At 67.3% G+C, this 15,590-nt stretch carries 18 protein-coding genes; 13 read left to right on the top strand and 5 right to left on the bottom strand.

Going from position 1 to position 15,590, the window contains the following annotated elements:
• The first annotated feature begins 87 nt into the window (after positions 1–87).
• Complete coding sequence (locus FFS08_RS07960) at positions 88–684, top strand: class I SAM-dependent methyltransferase (protein WP_171012522.1); 597 nt, start codon at positions 88–90, stop codon at positions 682–684.
• 159 nt (positions 685–843) lie between these two features.
• Here FFS08_RS07960 and FFS08_RS07955 read toward each other — a convergent pair whose 3' ends face one another.
• Together FFS08_RS07955 and thiS are read right to left on the bottom strand one after the other, a co-directional pair.
• A complete protein-coding gene (locus FFS08_RS07955; protein WP_137861491.1) occupies positions 844–1,626 on the bottom strand; it encodes an alpha/beta hydrolase in 783 nt (260 codons plus the stop codon).
• A complete protein-coding gene (thiS, locus tag FFS08_RS07950) occupies positions 1,626–2,657 on the bottom strand; it encodes a sulfur carrier protein ThiS (RefSeq protein ID WP_137861490.1) in 1,032 nt (343 codons plus the stop codon). Before thiS ends, FFS08_RS07955 begins: the two co-directional genes overlap by 1 nt.
• 81 nt (positions 2,658–2,738) lie before the next feature.
• Here thiS and aroQ point away from each other — a divergent pair, with 81 nt between their 5' ends.
• The 5 genes from aroQ (at position 2,739) to FFS08_RS07925 (ending at position 6,841) form a co-directional block, all read left to right on the top strand.
• On the top strand, positions 2,739–3,173 hold the full coding sequence (gene aroQ / locus FFS08_RS07945) for a type II 3-dehydroquinate dehydratase (protein WP_137861489.1): 435 nt from the start codon (positions 2,739–2,741) through the stop codon (positions 3,171–3,173).
• 34 nt (positions 3,174–3,207) lie between these two features.
• Positions 3,208–3,687, top strand: coding sequence for an acetyl-CoA carboxylase biotin carboxyl carrier protein (gene accB, locus FFS08_RS07940; RefSeq protein WP_137861488.1), 480 nt, complete (start codon positions 3,208–3,210; stop codon positions 3,685–3,687).
• 2 nt (positions 3,688–3,689) lie between these two features.
• Positions 3,690–5,045: an acetyl-CoA carboxylase biotin carboxylase subunit gene (gene accC, locus FFS08_RS07935; RefSeq protein ID WP_137861487.1), complete on the top strand. Its 1,356-nt coding sequence runs from the start codon at positions 3,690–3,692 to the stop codon at positions 5,043–5,045.
• Positions 5,042–5,380, top strand: coding sequence for an arsenate reductase (glutaredoxin) (arsC, locus tag FFS08_RS07930; RefSeq protein ID WP_137861486.1), 339 nt, complete (start codon positions 5,042–5,044; stop codon positions 5,378–5,380). The genes accC and arsC overlap by 4 nt, the downstream gene beginning before the upstream one ends.
• Before the next feature lie 366 nt (positions 5,381–5,746).
• Positions 5,747–6,841, top strand: a complete 1,095-nt coding sequence (locus FFS08_RS07925; RefSeq protein ID WP_137861485.1) for a GGDEF domain-containing protein — start codon at positions 5,747–5,749, stop codon at positions 6,839–6,841.
• A gap of 120 nt (positions 6,842–6,961) precedes the next feature.
• Here FFS08_RS07925 and FFS08_RS07920 read toward each other — a convergent pair whose 3' ends face one another.
• A complete protein-coding gene (locus FFS08_RS07920; RefSeq protein WP_249340975.1) occupies positions 6,962–7,402 on the bottom strand; it encodes a PAS domain-containing protein in 441 nt (146 codons plus the stop codon).
• Positions 7,403–7,707: 305 nt separating this feature from the next.
• Here FFS08_RS07920 and purL point away from each other — a divergent pair, with 305 nt between their 5' ends.
• From purL to bfr, 7 genes are all read left to right on the top strand, one after another.
• Positions 7,708–9,927 carry a phosphoribosylformylglycinamidine synthase subunit PurL gene (gene purL, locus FFS08_RS07915; protein WP_137861484.1) on the top strand — a complete coding sequence of 740 codons (2,220 nt, stop codon included), beginning with the start codon at positions 7,708–7,710 and terminating at the stop codon, positions 9,925–9,927.
• Positions 9,928–9,965: 38 nt separating this feature from the next.
• Complete coding sequence (locus FFS08_RS07910) at positions 9,966–10,373, top strand: DUF3052 family protein (RefSeq protein ID WP_137861483.1); 408 nt, start codon at positions 9,966–9,968, stop codon at positions 10,371–10,373.
• Positions 10,374–10,441: 68 nt separating this feature from the next.
• The gene (locus FFS08_RS07905; protein WP_137861482.1) at positions 10,442–11,110 is read left to right on the top strand and encodes a nitroreductase family protein; all 669 of its coding nucleotides are present in this window, start codon (positions 10,442–10,444) and stop codon (positions 11,108–11,110) included.
• 61 nt (positions 11,111–11,171) lie between these two features.
• Positions 11,172–11,588, top strand: a complete 417-nt coding sequence (locus tag FFS08_RS07900; RefSeq protein ID WP_249341325.1) for a hypothetical protein — start codon at positions 11,172–11,174, stop codon at positions 11,586–11,588.
• Positions 11,589–12,836 (top strand): DUF418 domain-containing protein, encoded by a 1,248-nt coding sequence (locus tag FFS08_RS07895; RefSeq protein ID WP_137861480.1) that lies wholly within the window; start codon positions 11,589–11,591, stop codon positions 12,834–12,836.
• Between the two features lie 56 nt (positions 12,837–12,892).
• Complete coding sequence (locus FFS08_RS07890) at positions 12,893–13,063, top strand: (2Fe-2S)-binding protein (protein WP_137861479.1); 171 nt, start codon at positions 12,893–12,895, stop codon at positions 13,061–13,063.
• Positions 13,064–13,168: 105 nt separating this feature from the next.
• Positions 13,169–13,651, top strand: a complete 483-nt coding sequence (gene bfr / locus FFS08_RS07885) for a bacterioferritin (RefSeq protein WP_137861478.1) — start codon at positions 13,169–13,171, stop codon at positions 13,649–13,651.
• A 9-nt stretch (positions 13,652–13,660) separates the two neighbouring features.
• Here the strand turns inward: bfr and FFS08_RS07880 are convergent, their stop codons facing one another.
• Positions 13,661–14,071 carry an Hpt domain-containing protein gene (locus FFS08_RS07880; protein ID WP_137861477.1) on the bottom strand — a complete coding sequence of 137 codons (411 nt, stop codon included), beginning with the start codon at positions 14,069–14,071 and terminating at the stop codon, positions 13,661–13,663.
• A 110-nt stretch (positions 14,072–14,181) separates the two neighbouring features.
• The gene (gene der, locus FFS08_RS07875) at positions 14,182–15,552 is read right to left on the bottom strand and encodes a ribosome biogenesis GTPase Der (RefSeq protein ID WP_137861476.1); all 1,371 of its coding nucleotides are present in this window, start codon (positions 15,550–15,552) and stop codon (positions 14,182–14,184) included.
• Positions 15,553–15,590 lie beyond the last annotated feature (38 nt).

Here is a 15,590-nt window from a genome sequence, read left to right as displayed (position 1 = left end):
TCCAATCTCCTGCCGCGGATCGGCGCTTGGCCGCGCCTGTGATCCGTCTGACTGAAACAACGGTCAGCGCCGGATATGGGTTCCGTCATGCCAGAGCGGATTGCCGAACATTATGAGCGACATGCCCATGCCTTCGATCATGAGCGGCGCAAGCGTTTCGCCGAACGCGCCTGGCTCGACCGCTTCCTGCTGGGGGTGCCGAAGGGCGCGCCGGTCCTGGACCTGGGCTGCGGCGCGGGGGAGCCGATCGCGCGCTATCTGCACGACGCGCACCACCCGATCACCGGCATCGACGTCTCGGAGAAGATGATCGCGCTGTGCCGCACGCGCTTCCCGCGCGAGCGCTGGATCGCGGCGGACATCCGCGACGTGACGCTGGACGCCATGTTCGGCGGGATCATTGCCTGGGACAGCCTCTTCCACCTGCCCGCCGACGATCAGCTCGCCCTGCTCGAGCGGATGGCCTCCTGGCTCTCGCCCGGCGGTGCGCTGCTGTTCAACACGGGGCCCGCGCGCGGCAGCGCGATCGGGTGCCAGTTCGGCGAGGCGCTGTTCCACGCCAGTGCCGACCCGGCGGAATATCGCGCGGTGTTCGCGAAGACCGGGTTGTTCGAACTCGCCTACAAGCCGGAGGACGCCGCGACCGGCGGCCGTTCGGTGTGGCTGGTGCGGAAACCGCATTGAGCGCGCCGGCCCCTATCCTCCGTCATCCCCGCGCAGGCGGGGATCCAGAGCCGCAAAGGGCGCCGCTTCATTACCCTGGATCCCCGCCTGCGCGGGGATGACGACGGGAAATCAAATGTCCTCGGTCTAACCCCTCCCTTCCAGGGAGGGGAACCAGGGTCAGGGCGCCACCTTCTGCAGGAACGCGATCACCGCGGCCCAGGCCGGCTCGGCGCCATCGGGATTCTTCGGGCGCAGCAGGGTCGAGGAACCGTGCACGCCGCCTTGCTTGGGCACGAACTGCTCCTTCTCGCCCGGCACCGCGGCAAGGATGTCGCGCGCCGCGTCGATCTCGCGCCCGTCCTGGGCGGAAGTCACGAACACCGGCGCCTTCACCTTGGCGGCCGCGGTCCTTACCAGCTTCGCATCGTCGAAATACTCGCCGGGCGAGAAGGCCAGCACGGCCTTCACTTCGCCCGGATGCTCGGCGGCGAGCAGGAAGGCCAGCGAGGCCGAATAGCTGCTGCCCCACAGGATCACCGGCAGCTTCCGGGTTTCCGCCCAGGCGAGCGCGGCCTCAAGATCGGGCTTGGCCGCCAGATATTCCGCCGAAGTCGCGATATGGCCCGGCTTGACGCCGACGCCCCTCGCCGTCTCGTTGCCGCCGAACAGGTCGCCGCCGGCACGCTGATCGATGCGGAGCGACGCATAGCCCCAGGTCGCCAGCCGCGGCGCGATGGTGGCATATTCGTCCCGGCCCGATTCGGCCTGGTGGAAGAGCAGGATCAGCGCCTTGGGCTTCTCCACCCCGGTATAGACCCCGGCCACCTTCACCCCGTCCGCCGCGGTGAGCGTCACCGGCTCGGCGGAGATGGCGCGCGCCTCCTTGGGCACATTCGCCGGCTTGGGGTGGCAGGCGGAGAGCGCGACCAGCGCAAGCGCCGCGGCCGCCGCGCCCCGCATCAGATCAGCCCCGCGAGCGGGCTCGACGGATCGGCATAACGGCGCTTGGCCATGCGCCCGGCGCGATAGGAGAGCCGCCCGGCCTCCACCGCCGCCTTCATCGCCGCCGCCATCAGGATCGGATCCTTCGCCTCGGCGATCGCAGTGTTCATCAGGATGCCGTCACAGCCCAGTTCCATGCCCACCGCCGCGTCGCTCGCCGAGCCGACTCCGGCATCGACCAGCACCGGCACCTTGGCCCCTTCCACGATCAGCCGGATCGTCACCCGGTTCTGGATGCCCAGCCCCGATCCGATCGGCGCGCCGAGCGGCATGATCGCCACTGCCCCGGCATCCTCCAGCCGCCTGGCGGCGATGGGATCGTCGACGCAATAGACCATCGGCTTGAAGCCTTCGTTCGCGAGGATCTCGGTGGCACGGAGCGTCTCGACCATGTCCGGATAGAGCGTCCGCGCCTCGCCCAGCACTTCGAGCTTCACCAGCTCCCAGCCGCCCGCCTCGCGCGCCAGCCGCAGCGTGCGGATCGCCGATTCGGCATCGAAGCAGCCGGCGGTGTTGGGCAGGTAGGTGATCTTCTTCGGATCGATATAGTCGGTGAGCATCGGCGCCTTGGGATCACTCACGTTCACCCGGCGCACCGCCACGGTCACGATCTCCGCGCCCGACGCGGCCACGGCCGCTGCGTTCTGCTCGAAATCCTTGTACTTGCCGGTGCCGACGATCAGCCGCGAGCGGAAGGTCCTGCCCGCCACGGTCCAGCTATCGTCATCGACGCGCCTGCCATGATCGCCGCCGCCCGCCGCGACCGGATGGTCGCCGCCGCCGACGAAGTGCACGATCTCCAGTTCGTCGCCATCCTCGACCATCACCTGGTCCAGCGTCGAGCGCGGCACCACTTCCAGGTTGCGCTCCACTGCCAGCTTGGCGGGCACCAGCCCCAGCTCCTCGGCCAGCCGGGCGATGGTGAGGCCCGCAGTGACTCGCTTGTGCTCGCCGTTGACGGTGATGGAGACGGTGCCGTCGCTGTGCATGTACTGTCCTTGGATATTTGATCGGGAGCGCGGGCTCATATAGGGAAGCCGCTCCCGCGCCCGCAACCGAAAGGCTTGGCCTTGGCCGATACGATCTACGTCCTCAACGGTCCCAACCTCAACCTGCTGGGACTGCGCGAGCCGGAGATCTACGGTTCGGACACGCTCGACGACATTGCGGGCCGGCTGGAAGACCGGGCCAAGGCGCTCGGCCTCGAGATCGATCTGCGTCAGTCGAATCACGAGGGCCATCTGATCGACTGGCTCCACGAGGCCCAGGCCCGCGGCGCGCGGGCGGTGCTGCTCAATGCGGGTGCGTTCACCCATACCAGCCTCGCGCTGTACGACGCGATCCGCTCGATCAGGACGCCGGTACTTGAAGTCCATATCTCCAACCCGCTCGCGCGGGAGGAATATCGCCACCACAGCTATGTCGGCATGGCCGCCAGGGGAACCATCGCGGGTTTCGGGGCGCTGTCCTACATGCTTGCGCTTGAAGCCGCCGCGCTCCTCTGACAAAGGGCGCCGTTTCATCGGAAGACGAGATCAAATGGCAGAAAAGAACGACAAGACGGGCGCAATGCAGGTCGACATCGACCTGGTGCGGCAGCTCGCCGCCGTGCTGGACGACACCAATCTCACCGAAATCGAAGTCGAGGACGGCGATCGCAAGGTCCGCGTCGCCCGCACCGTGCAGGCCGCGCCGGCGATAATGCAGGCGCCGATGGCAGCGCCCGCGATTGCGGCACCGGTAGCCGCCGCGCCGGCCGTCGAGGCCGCGCCCGCGGCGTCGGCGCTGAACGCGGTCAAGTCACCGATGGTCGGCACCGTCTATCTGGCGCCGAATCCCGAGGCGGCCAATTTCGTCGCGGTCGGCCAGACGGTGAAGGCCGGCGACACGCTGCTGATCATCGAGGCGATGAAGGTGATGAACCCGATCCACGCCACTTCGGCCGGCACGGTCAAGGCGATCCTGGTCGACAACGGCCAGCCGGTCGAGTTCGACCAGCCGCTGGTCGTGGTCGAGTAACCATGCCCGAGATCAAGAAGCTCCTGATCGCCAATCGCGGCGAGATCGCGCTGCGCATCCACCGCGCCTGTCACGAGATGGGCATCAAGACCGTCGCGGTGCACTCCACCGCCGATTCGGACGCGATGCACGTGCGGCTGGCGGACGAAGCGATCTGCATCGGGCCGCCGGCCGCGGCCGAGAGCTATCTCAAGATCGACCGGATCATCGCCGCGGCGGAGATCTCCGGTGCCGACGCGATCCATCCGGGCTATGGCTTCCTCTCGGAGAACGCGAAGTTCGCCGAGATCGTCGAGGCGCACGGGATCATCTTCGTCGGGCCCAAGCCCGAGCACATCCGCACGATGGGCGACAAGATCGAGGCGAAGCGCACCGCCGGTGCGCTCGGCCTGCCGCTTGTCCCCGGCTCGGACGGCGCGATCAGCGATGTCGAGGAAGCCAAGCGCATCGCCGAGGCCGCGGGCTATCCGGTGATCATCAAGGCCGCATCGGGCGGCGGCGGCCGCGGCATGAAGGTGGTCACCAACCCCGCCGACCTCGAAGCGCAGATGCTCCAGGCCGGCAGCGAGGCGAAGGCCGCCTTCGGCGACGCCACGGTGTATCTGGAAAAGTATCTCGGCAACCCGCGCCACATCGAGGTGCAGGTGTTCGGCGACGGCAACGGCAACGCCATTCACCTCGGCGAGCGCGACTGCTCGCTCCAGCGCCGCCACCAGAAGGTGCTCGAGGAAGCCCCCTCGCCGGTGCTCTCGGCCGAGGAGCGCGAGCGTATCGGCGGGATCTGCGCCAGGGCGATGGCCGACATGGGCTATCGCGGCGCCGGCACGATCGAGTTCCTGTGGGAAAACGGCGAGTTCTACTTCATCGAAATGAACACCCGCCTGCAGGTGGAGCATCCGGTGACCGAGGCGATCACCGGCCTCGACCTCGTCCGCGAGCAGATCCGCGTGGCGGAAGGCCACGGCCTGACGCTGCGCCAGGAAGACGTCGTCTTCCGCGGCCATGCGATCGAATGCCGCATCAACGCCGAGGATCCCCGCACCTTCGCTCCCTCGCCGGGCCTGGTGAAGGGCTATCACGCGCCGGGCGGCATGAACGTCCGCGTCGATTCGGGTCTCTATGCCGGCTACAAGGTGCCGCCCTATTACGACTCGATGATCGCCAAGCTGATCGTCTACGGCACCACGCGCCAGGGTGCGCTCCGCCGCCTGCGCCGCGCGCTCGAGGAGTTCGTGATCGACGGGATGAAGACCACCATCCCGCTCCACCAGGCGCTGCTCGACGATCCTGATTTCCAGAAGGGCGACTATACGATCAAGTGGCTGGAAGAGTGGCTCGCCCGGCAGGACGAGGCATGAAGGCCACCATCTACCACAATCCCCGCTGCTCCAAGTCGCGCGAGGCGCTGGCGATCCTGAACGGAACGCCGGGCCTCGAGGTCGAAGTGGTCGAGTATCTCAAGACCCCGCCGAGCCGCGAGACGCTGAAGGACCTCTATGCCCGCGCCGGCATGACCGCGCGCGAGGGCCTGCGCATCGCCGAGGACGCCGCCAAGCCCCTGAAGGGTGCGGACGACGATGCGATCCTCGATGCGATGGCAGCCGACCCGATCCTGATCGAACGGCCGCTGGTGGCGACCGAAAAGGGCGTCCGCCTCGGCCGCCCGCCGGAGCGGGTGCGCGAGATCCTGTAGGTTGAGAACCCAAACAAGTATCCGATTTTCCTTCGTCATCCCCGCGCAGGCGGGGATCCAGGGTAATGCGGGATATCGGCACCACCGCGCGAACGCCATCCGGAGCGGGCAGCACCCCGCCACCTCGGCTCCGCACCTGGCCCTGGATCCCCGCCTGCGCGGGGATGACGATTGAAGGAATGTGAGTCCCCGACCCAGAGCCGGCCACGCTACCCGATTTGGCGAATTCCCGGCAGGATTAACGCGAATATTACGATCGCTCCCGTAACAATCCCCAGGAAACGGGGGCGGGGAAATGCGGACAAGGGTCAGGATCGATGGGCATTGCGCGGGCAAGGATCCCGCACGGACCGGCGGTGCGCGGCCATGAGCACGCCCGTCTCGCTCCACTCCCCGCTCGATCGGCTCGTCTCCTGGTTTCGCCGCGGCGAAGGGGAAGACCCCTGGGCCGCGCCCGACCGGACCGCGCTGCACCGGCTACGCTACGAGCAGATCGGCGCCTTCCTGTTCCAGCACGGGCTGGAGCCCAGCACGACCAACTTCGATTTCGCCGGCCGCTTCCTCGACGGCCTGGAGGCTCCGCTGGTGCGGGCGGCCCAGGAACTGCTCAACGCCAAGGGCCGCCTCACCGATCGCGACATCGAGCGGATCGTCGAGCGCTGCGCTGCCAGCGAAACGCCTGACAAGCTCGACAAGCTTACCCGCGAACTGGAGAGCAAGGTCGCCGATTGTCTTGGCGCGGTGGGCGACGCCACCGCTTCGACCAGCGCTTATTCGACCGCGCTCGGCGAAGCGGCGGACCAGATGGGCAGCGAGCCGGGCGAGGCCTATCGCCGGCTGCTTGAAGTCACGCTCGAAGTCGCCGAGACGACGCGCAAGATCGGCGGCCGGCTCGAACGCACCCGCGAGGACACGCGCCGCCTGCGCGCCGATCTCGAACGCGCGGTGCGCGAGGCGGAGGAGGATCACCTCACCGGCCTGCCCAATCGCCGCGGCTTTTTCGCGCGGATGGAGGAAACGCTGGCGCGGCCGGATGCCGCTCCCTTCGCCCTCGCGCTGTGCGACATCGACAATTTCAAGGCGATCAACGACCGGCATGGCCACCATACTGGCGACCGCGTGCTCCGCTTCGTCGCGCGCTTCCTGCGCGAGGATCTTGGCCGCCGGGTGATGGTCGCGCGTTATGGCGGCGAGGAATTCGTCTGCCTGTTCGAGGGAGCCGACGCCGAGGAAGCCGCCGACCGGCTCGATGACTGCCGCGCGCGACTGCGCGAGCGCCTGCTGCGCGACCAGACCACCGACCTGCCGATCGGCCGGATCAGCTTCTCGGCGGGCGTCGCACCGATCACGGGCGATCACGCCGATGCGCTGCGCCTCGCCGACGACTTGCTCTATGCCGCGAAGCATGCGGGCAAGGATCGCGTGGTGACTTCCACGCTGCCGGTGGCCTCCGCAGCCTAGGAACCGTCTTTCTTCACGTCCGTGGTGGAGCGCGGGCGTTTGTCCCAAGCCGTGCATACGCGGCGGAAGGGACTCCTCCGCCACGCCGCGCATGGTGCCCTTCCCCCTCCGGGGAAGGAACTAGCCCCGTCTCAGGTGCGTGATGTCCTGTTTCAAGCCATAGAGATAGACTGGCCGGCCATCGCGCACTTCGACATCGGCGGTCACCCGCATCCAGCGCATCTCGCCGCTCGGCCGACGAATCTCGGCTTCGAAGGTGAAGCTGCCGCAATTGGCGATCGCCTCCGATCGCAGCCGGGCCAGTTCGGCCTGCGATTCCGCGCTGTACATCGCGACCACTTCGTCGCGCAGCACCGGCCGGCCGGGCGGCAGGCCGAAGATCTCGAACACACCCGGCGTCCAGCGCAGTGAATCGTCGGAAAGATCGCATTCCCAGGCGGCCGGCATCGGCGCGAGCAAGCCGGGGGCATGATCGGGCACGACGTGCAGCCCGTTTGCCCAGCCCATCGGCACCCGGCCGACGGGCGGCTCCGCGACCCGATCTATCCAGTGACTCGCCATGCTACACCCAAGGCTCCACCCCGTTCGCCTTGCTACTCCTCCAATGGTTAATGTCCAGCACCCAGTTTCAGCGACGACCCGGTCTTTTAATGCGGGATTCCATCTGCTTGGCTGGCGGTAATGCCGATGCCCCATCCCTTCCCCGCCGCGTTTCCGCTCGCCGCCCTTGCCGGAGCAGGCATGCGCGTGCGCGCCGTGCCCTCCCGCCCTCCGCGCACGCGAAGGCGAGTCAACGCAGTCAACATTTTCGCGCGGCTCCCGCTCGGGGGTGACGCGGGCACATGCCCTCGCTATGGGCTGCGCCCATGACCCAGATCACGTCCGAGATCGTCGCCGAGCACGGCTTCACCCCCGAAGAATATGAGCGCGTCCTGAAGGCGATGGGCCGCGAGCCCAACCTCACCGAGCTCGGCATCTTCTCGGTGATGTGGTCGGAGCATTGCAGCTACAAGTCGAGCCGCATCCACCTGAAGAAGCTGCCGACCGAGGGTCCCCAGGTGATCTGCGGCCCGGGCGAGAATGCCGGCGTGGTGGATATCGGCGACGGCCAGGCAGCCATCTTCAAGATGGAGAGCCATAACCACCCGAGCTATATCGAGCCCTATCAGGGCGCAGCGACCGGCGTGGGCGGCATCCTGCGCGACGTGTTCACCATGGGCGCGCGCCCGATCGCCAACATGAACGCGCTGCGCTTCGGCCGGCCCGATCACCCCAAGATGAAGCACCTCATCGCCGGCGTGGTCCATGGCATCGGCGGCTACGGCAATTGCGTGGGCGTCCCCACCGTCGGCGGCGAAGTCAATTTCCACAAGGCCTATGACGGCAACATCCTGGTCAATGCGATGACCGTCGGCATCGCCGATACCGACAAGATCTTCTATTCGGCCGCTTCGGGCGTCGGCAATCCGATCGTCTATGTCGGCTCGAAGACCGGCCGCGACGGCATCCACGGCGCGACCATGGCCTCGGCCGACTTCGGCGAGGATTCGGAGGAAAAGCGCCCCACCGTCCAGGTCGGCGACCCCTTCACCGAAAAGCTGCTGATCGAGGCGTGCCTCGAGCTGATGTCGTCGGACGCGATCGTCGCGATCCAGGACATGGGCGCCGCCGGCCTCACTTCGTCGTCGGTCGAGATGGCCAGCAAGGGCGGCGTCGGCATCGAGCTGATCATGGACGATGTCCCCCAGCGCGAGACCGGCATGACGCCGTACGAGATGATGCTCTCGGAGAGCCAGGAGCGCATGCTCATGGTGCTCAAGCCGGGCCGCGAAGCCTTTGCCGAGGCGATCTTCCGCAAGTGGGAGCTCGATTTCGCGGTGATCGGCCATGTCACCGACACCGGCCGCATGGTGCTCAAGTGGAAGGGCGACACGGTCGCCGACATTCCGCTCGCCCCGCTGGCGGACGAAGCCCCGCTCTACGACCGGCCGCATGTGCCGACGCCGAAGCCCGCCGAGCTGGCGGACGTGCCCGAGAGCGCGGATCCGGCCGCCGACCTGCTCAAGCTGGTCGGCACGCCCGACCTGGCTTCGCGCCGCTGGATCTGGGAGCAATATGACCACATGGTCGGCGCCGACACCGTCCAGCGCCCGGGCGGCGATGCCGCGGTGGTCCGGGTGCACGGCTCGGGCAAGGGCCTGGCGATCACCACCGACTGCACCCCGCGCTATTGCTTCGCCGATCCGGTCGAGGGCGGCAAGCAGGCCATTGCCGAGGCGTGGCGCAACCTGTCGGCGGTGGGTGCCACGCCGCTGGCAGTGACCAACTGCCTCAACTTCGCCAATCCCCAGCGCCCCGAGATCATGGGCCAGATCGTCGGCTGCCTCGAGGGCATGTCGGAGGCGTGCCGCGCGCTCGACTTCCCGATCGTCTCGGGCAACGTCTCGCTCTACAACGAAAGCAAGGCGACCGGTGGCGGCTCGGCGATCCTGCCGACCCCGGCGATCGGCGCGATCGGCCTGCTCAAGGATTACAGCAAGAGCGCGACCATCGCCTTCAAGGGCACCGGCGACATCATCCTGGCGGTCGGCGAGCGTTCGGGCCATCTCGGCCAGTCGCTTTGGCTGCGCGAGCTGCACGGCCGCGAAGAGGGCCCGCCCCCGGCGGTCGACCTGATGATGGAGCGCCGCACCGGCGCCTTTGTCCGCTCGGCGATCAACACCGGCTGCATCACCGCCTGCCATGATGTGGCCGATGGCGGCCTGGCGGTGGCGCTCGCCGAGATGGCGATGGCCTCGGGCATCGGCGCGATCATCGACCAGCCCCAGCCCTTCGGAATCGCGGGCTCCTTCTTCGGCGAGGATCAGGGGCTGTACGTCGTCACCGTGCGCGACGAATCGCTCGCCGACTTTCTGGTCGCCGCCGACAAGGCCGGTCTCGCGGCAGACCCGATTGGTCGCACGATCAAGGACCGGATCATCTTCGAGCTGGAAGAAGGCGATTTCTGCGTGGCCTTGACCGATCTCAAGGCGGCGCATGAGCGTTTCTTCCCTGAATTGATGGGCGAAGACGCCGCCCTGGCATGAAGTTCGGCGTGCCGGGCCGGCAATGAGGAGGTCCAGTGATGACCGCTGGCTATTCGGGCACGCCGCTCGCGAAGAAACTGGGGCTCAAGCCCGGCATGCGCAGCTGGTTCCACGGCATGCCGGAGAGCGTCCGTGCCGAAATCGATCCCCGGGGGCTGGGGGTCGAGGAATATGCCGCCGCCTGTGCCGGGCTGCAGGCAGCGCACATCTTCGTCACCGAGCGGGCGAAGCTGGAACACGAACTCGGCGCACTGCTCGCGCTGATCGACCGCAACGGCTTCATCTGGGTCTCCTGGCCCAAAAAGGCCGCCCGAATGGAGACCGACATCACCGAGGACGTGATCCGCGAAGTCGCGCTGCCCAAGGGCCTGGTCGACATCAAGGTCTGCGCAGTCGACCGGATATGGTCGGGCCTCAAGCTGGTGATCCGCAGGGAAAACCGCTGAGCGCTACGGGGAAAACCGGATTGCCCGCCCCGAGACACCGGTGGCATCAGCGGCCCGGGAGCGTGGTAATGGCCGAGCATGAAGCGCTGCCCTGGCAGCCCTATCCGGAATTGAGCGATGATGCGCGAGTCGAGCGGGCCCAGGCCTTCCTCGCTGAAATGGCCACACGCCGCAGCTGCCGCGCCTTCTCCGAGCGCCCCGTACCGCGCGAAGTGATCGAGGCGGCGCTGCGGGCCGCGGGTTCGGCACCGAGCGGCGCCAATCGTCAGCCCTGGCATTTCTGCGCGATCGAGGGAGAGGCGGCCAAGGCGACGATCCGGGTCGCGGCCGAGGAGGAGGAGCGCCAATTCTACGCCAGCCGCGCGCCCAGGTCCTGGCTCGACGCGGTTCGCCCGCTCGGCACCCATGCAGACAAGCCCTTTCTCGAGAGAGCCCCCTGGCTGATCGCCATCTTCGCCCGGCGCCTTGCCGATGACGAGGTCGTGCCGCGCAACTATTACGTCATCGAGAGCGTCGGCATCGCCACCGGGATCCTGCTCGCCACGCTGCACACCGCCGGGATCGCCACGCTGGTCCACACGCCCAAGCCGATGCGCTTCCTCAACCGTGTCTGCCGCCGTCCGGACAGCGAGAAGCCGCTGATGCTGATCGTCGCCGGCCACCCGGCCGCCGATGCCACGATCCCGGTGGCCGGGGCGGCAAAGAAGCCGCTGGAGGAGATCAGTTCCTGGATGTAGCGTCCCCGCCAGAAGCGCGGGGAGGACAAGCGACATGATTCAAGCCGGACGCAGAATCCTGGTGGCCGCCCTCGTCGCCGGCACGCTCGACATCGGCGCGGCGGCGATCCTCTCGCTCCGGGCCGGGCGCACGCCCGACGCGATGCTGCGCGGTGTCGCCAGCGGCCCCTTTCCCGGCGCGACGTCCTGGGGCGCGGGCGGCGCGGCGCTGGGGCTGGCGGTCCATTTCGCGATCATGGCCGTGATGGCGGCGGTCTTCGTCCTTGCCGCCGATCGGCTGCCCCTGCTCAAGGCGCGGCGCGTGACCGCGGGCGTCGGCTATGGCGTCGCCACCTGGGCGGTGATGAACCTGGTCGTGCTGCCGCTGCGCTGGCCCGGCATCTTCCCGCATCTCGGCCTGCAGACGATCGCGACTCAGCTCTTCTGCCACATCGTGCTGGTCGGCATCCCGATCGCACTCGTCGCCGCGCGGCGCTGAATGCCCCCTTCCGCCGCGGGCACCCGGCTCGCTTCTCTCGATGTGGTCCGCGGCGTGGCGGTGCTGGGCATCCTGCTGCTCAACATCCTTTCCTTCGCCATGCCCGAGGCCGCCTATGTGAACCCGCGCGCCTATGGCGGCTGGCACGGCGCCGACCTGGCGGCCTGGGCGATCAACTTCGTCCTGTTCGACGGGCGGATGCGCGGGCTCTTCTCCTTCCTGTTCGGCGCATCGCTTCTGCTGGTGATCGGGCGCGCCGAAGCGAGCGGACGCAGCCCGGCCGGCGCACACTACCGGCGCATGGCCTGGCTGCTCGTCTTCGGCCTCGCCCATCTGTTCCTGGTCTGGCACGGCGACATCCTCGCCCATTATGCCATGATCGGCATGATCGCCTATGCGATGCGCGGCTTGCCCGTCCCGCGGCTGCTGGTGCTCGGCACGATGCTCGCGCTGGCCGGTGCCCTCCTGTTCGCGACCATCCCGCTCACCATCGTCCAGCTGCAGGCGAGCGCACCGAACGCCTCCGAGCTTCGCGGCTACGCTCAGTCCTTCGGCGTCCCGGCTCCAGCCAATATCGCACGCGATCTCGCCCTGCACCATGGCAGCTATGGCACGCTCCTGGCCAATCGGCTGCACGAGGACGGCAGCGAGTTGATCGCGCTGCTCGTCTTCTTCGGGCCGGAGACGCTCGGCTACATGCTGTTCGGCATGGCGGCGCTCCGCAGCGGCATGCTGCGCGGCGAATGGACCCGGGCACGCTATCGCCGCTGGCTGGCCGTCTGCTGGGGGATCGGCCTGCCCGCCTATGCCATGCTCGCATGGTGGCAATGGCATTCGGGCTTCGATATCTGCGTGGTCGCGGCGATGCTGCCGCTTACCGCGCTGGTCCGCCCGCCGATGATCGCGGGATGGATCTGCCTGATCCTGCTCCTCGCCCGCCCGGGCGGCGCGCTGACCACCCGCCTCACCGCGGCGGGGCGCATGGCCTTCACCAACTATCTCGCCACCAGCCTGATCTGCACCTCGCTCTTCTACGGCTATGGGCTGGGCTGGTACGGGCAGCTGACCCGCTGGCAGCTCTATCCGGTGGTTCTCGGGATCTGGGCGCTGATCCTGCTCTGGTCCAGGGCCTGGCTCGACCATTTCCGATTCGGCCCGTTCGAATGGCTGTGGCGCAGCCTGGCGCGCGGGCGCTTCCAGCCGATTCGCGGAAGCGCACAAGATAGTAATGCGAGTGCCTCGCAATAGTCTTGCGAATCAGTGTCAATAGCCCTACTTCCTCCCTTGAGAGTCGTGAGGGTTCGATGGTCGTCTGCGTTTGCAATGCTCTTCGGGAACATGAGGTGCGCGAGGCCGCGCGCGAAGGCGCGACCAGTGCCTGCCAGGCCTATCGGGCGCTCGGCTGCCAGGCCAAATGCGGACAATGCGTGCCGTTCGCACGCGAGATCATCGCCCAGGAACGTGCTGCTGCGTAACGTTCGCAACAGCCGAAAGCCGCAGAAATCAGCCATTTTTTGACTGTCCAAGGCGAACCCGCGCGCCTATGATCGCTGCCTGAAAATACAACAGAGGCACGCGACATGAAGGGCGACCCCAAGGTCCTCGATTATCTCAACGAGGCGCTCAAGAACGAGCTTACCGCGATCAACCAATATTGGCTGCATTACCGGCTGCTCGACAATTGGGGCATCACCAAGCTCGCCGAGCTCGAGCGCCACGAATCGATCGACGAGATGAAGCATGCCGACAAGCTGGCGGAGCGCATCCTGTTCCTCGACGGCCTGCCCAATTTCCAGCTGCTCGGCCGCCTGCGCATCGGCGAGACGGTGGAGGAGATCCTCAAGGCCGACCTGGCGGTGGAGATGGAGGCAATCCCGCTGCTGCGCGACGCGATCCAGCATTGCGAGAGCGTGCGCGACTATGTCTCGCGCGACCTGTTCGCCCATATCCTCGAAAGCGAGGAAGAGCATGTCGATACGCTGGAGAAGCAGTTCGACATGATCGCGCGCATGGGGCTTGAGAACTATATCCAGCTCAACAGCGAGGCGGCCGAGGCGAGCTAGGGTCCGCCGTCAGCCCGCGAGCGAGCGCCGGCCGAACACCGGACGGCGCTCCACCAGCGGGTTCGATTCGCGTTCCAGCAGGGCCAGCGTCGCTTCGAAGAGCGGGCGCAGCTGCACGACATGTTCGAGCACGTCCGTCGGCGTGTCCTGCCGCTCCATGCACAGGCGGGCGCTCATTTCGATCGTCTCGGCCAGGTCCGCCAGCGGATCGGCACCGAACTGGCGCGATTCGCCCTTCAGCGTATGCGCGGGAATCACCATCGAGGCGGCGTTGTTCGCGCGCATCGCCTCCTCGATCCGCGCGACGGACTTGACGCCGTCTTCGCGGAAATAGCCGAGAATGCGCACGAAATTGGCGCCGAGCTCGGCCCGAGCCTGCGAAAAACTGTCCCAGTTCACCAGCTGCACATTGCCGGTCATCGCTTCATTCCCCTACTCCGCACCCTCCAGAGCGTCCCCCAAAGGGTATCGCCCGTGTGTAAACACAGAGTTGATTTGGGATCAGGATCGTTACGGAAGCGATTGGATTCTCATTCCTTATCGCGGTCGAACGGATTCTTCGGCGCCCGCAGCGTCAGCCGCACCGGAACCGCACCGAAATCGAATTCGCGGCGCAAGCCGTTGATCAGATAGCGCTGATAGCTCATCGGCAGCAGATCGACGCGGGTACCGAACAGGACGAAGCTGGGCGGACGCGTCTTGTTCTGCGTGACATAGCGGGGCTTGATCCGCTTGCCGCCGGGCGCGGGCGGCGGATTCGCTTCGATCGCGCGCTCGAACCAGCGATTGAGCTGGCCGGTGGAGACGCGGCGCGACCAGGCCTCGCGCGTCTTGAAGGCAACGTCGATCAGCGTGTCGAGCCCCTTCCCCGTCGCCGCGGAGACCGTGAGCAGCGGCACGCCCTTCACTTGCGCCAGCCCCTCGTCCAACGCGCCCTTCACGCCGTTGAACAGGCTGGAGGCATTTTCGGCCACATCCCATTTGTTGAGCGCGATGATCAGCGCGCGACCTTCCTGGAGCACGCGGTCGGCGATCTTGAGGTCCTGCACTTCCAGCCCGCGGGTGGCGTCGAGCAGCAGCACCACCACTTCGGCGAAATCGATCGAGCGCAGCGTATCGGCGACCGACAGCTTCTCCAGCTTCTCCTCGACGCGAGCCTTCTTGCGCAGGCCCGCCGTGTCGATCAGGCGGACCGGGCGCATATTGCCCTCGAAATCCTCCCATTCCCAATCGATCGCAATCGAATCGCGCGTGATCCCGGCCTCCGGCCCGGTGATCATCCGGTCCTCGCCCAGGAAACGGTTCACCAGAGTCGATTTGCCCGCATTCGGGCGGCCGACGATCGCCAGCTTGAGCGGCGCATTGGGGTTATCGGGATCCTCTTCCTCGACGTCCTCCTCTTCGCGCTCGACATGCGGCAGCAGTGCCTCGAACAGGTCGCCCATGCCTTCGCCATGCTCGGCGGAGAGCTGCACCGGATCGCCAAAGCCCAGCGCCATCGCCTCGATCACGCCGGTCTCGCCCGCGCGGCCCTCGGCCTTGTTGGCGACGAGCACGATCGGGCGATCGGTGGAGCGCAGCCAGCGCGCGATCTCTTCGTCCAGCGGCGTCACGCCGGCGCGCGCATCGACCAGGAACAGCGCGACATCGGCGTCCTGCACCGCCGCCTCGGTCTGCTGGCGCATCCGGCCCGGCAAGGTCGCCGCGTCCTCGTCCTCATATCCCGCCGTGTCGATGATGCGGAACTCGAGCCCGAGCAGGCTCGCATCGCCCTCGCGGCGATCGCGGGTCACGCCCGGCTGATCGTCGACCAGCGCGAGCTTCTTGCCGACCAGCCGGTTGAACAGCGTCGATTTGCCGACATTCGGCCGGCCGATGATGGCGACGATGGGCAGTGGCATGGCGTGAAGACTCTTGTCGACGTGGTTCGGTCAGGAAA

Source organism: Sphingomonas sp. 1F27F7B, assembly GCF_005503355.1.
Lineage (GTDB): Bacteria > Pseudomonadota > Alphaproteobacteria > Sphingomonadales > Sphingomonadaceae > Sphingomonas.
Note: the sequence above shows the minus strand (reverse complement) of the source record. Positions and strands in the feature narration are given on the sequence as shown.

Bases quoted from the DNA above. Each gene is read 5' to 3' on its own strand.
- bfr (WP_137861478.1), top strand. From the start codon at position 13,169: ATGAAGGGCGACCCCAAGGTCCTCGATTATCTCAACGAGGCGCTCAAG.
- accB (WP_137861488.1), top strand. From the start codon at position 3,208: ATGGCAGAAAAGAACGACAAGACGGGCGCAATGCAGGTCGACATCGAC.
- FFS08_RS07960 (WP_171012522.1), top strand. From the start codon at position 88: ATGCCAGAGCGGATTGCCGAACATTATGAGCGACATGCCCATGCCTTC.
- FFS08_RS07880 (WP_137861477.1), bottom strand. From the start codon at position 14,071: ATGACCGGCAATGTGCAGCTGGTGAACTGGGACAGTTTTTCGCAGGCT.
- purL (WP_137861484.1), top strand. From the start codon at position 7,708: ATGACCCAGATCACGTCCGAGATCGTCGCCGAGCACGGCTTCACCCCC.
- accC (WP_137861487.1), top strand. From the start codon at position 3,690: ATGCCCGAGATCAAGAAGCTCCTGATCGCCAATCGCGGCGAGATCGCG.
- FFS08_RS07910 (WP_137861483.1), top strand. From the start codon at position 9,966: ATGACCGCTGGCTATTCGGGCACGCCGCTCGCGAAGAAACTGGGGCTC.
- der (WP_137861476.1), bottom strand. From the start codon at position 15,552: ATGCCACTGCCCATCGTCGCCATCATCGGCCGGCCGAATGTCGGCAAA.
- FFS08_RS07955 (WP_137861491.1), bottom strand. From the start codon at position 1,626: ATGCGGGGCGCGGCGGCCGCGGCGCTTGCGCTGGTCGCGCTCTCCGCC.
- arsC (WP_137861486.1), top strand. From the start codon at position 5,042: ATGAAGGCCACCATCTACCACAATCCCCGCTGCTCCAAGTCGCGCGAG.
- FFS08_RS07905 (WP_137861482.1), top strand. From the start codon at position 10,442: ATGGCCGAGCATGAAGCGCTGCCCTGGCAGCCCTATCCGGAATTGAGC.
- FFS08_RS07920 (WP_249340975.1), bottom strand. From the start codon at position 7,402: ATGGCGAGTCACTGGATAGATCGGGTCGCGGAGCCGCCCGTCGGCCGG.
- FFS08_RS07925 (WP_137861485.1), top strand. From the start codon at position 5,747: ATGAGCACGCCCGTCTCGCTCCACTCCCCGCTCGATCGGCTCGTCTCC.
- thiS (WP_137861490.1), bottom strand. From the start codon at position 2,657: ATGCACAGCGACGGCACCGTCTCCATCACCGTCAACGGCGAGCACAAG.
- FFS08_RS07890 (WP_137861479.1), top strand. From the start codon at position 12,893: ATGGTCGTCTGCGTTTGCAATGCTCTTCGGGAACATGAGGTGCGCGAG.
- FFS08_RS07895 (WP_137861480.1), top strand. From the start codon at position 11,589: ATGCCCCCTTCCGCCGCGGGCACCCGGCTCGCTTCTCTCGATGTGGTC.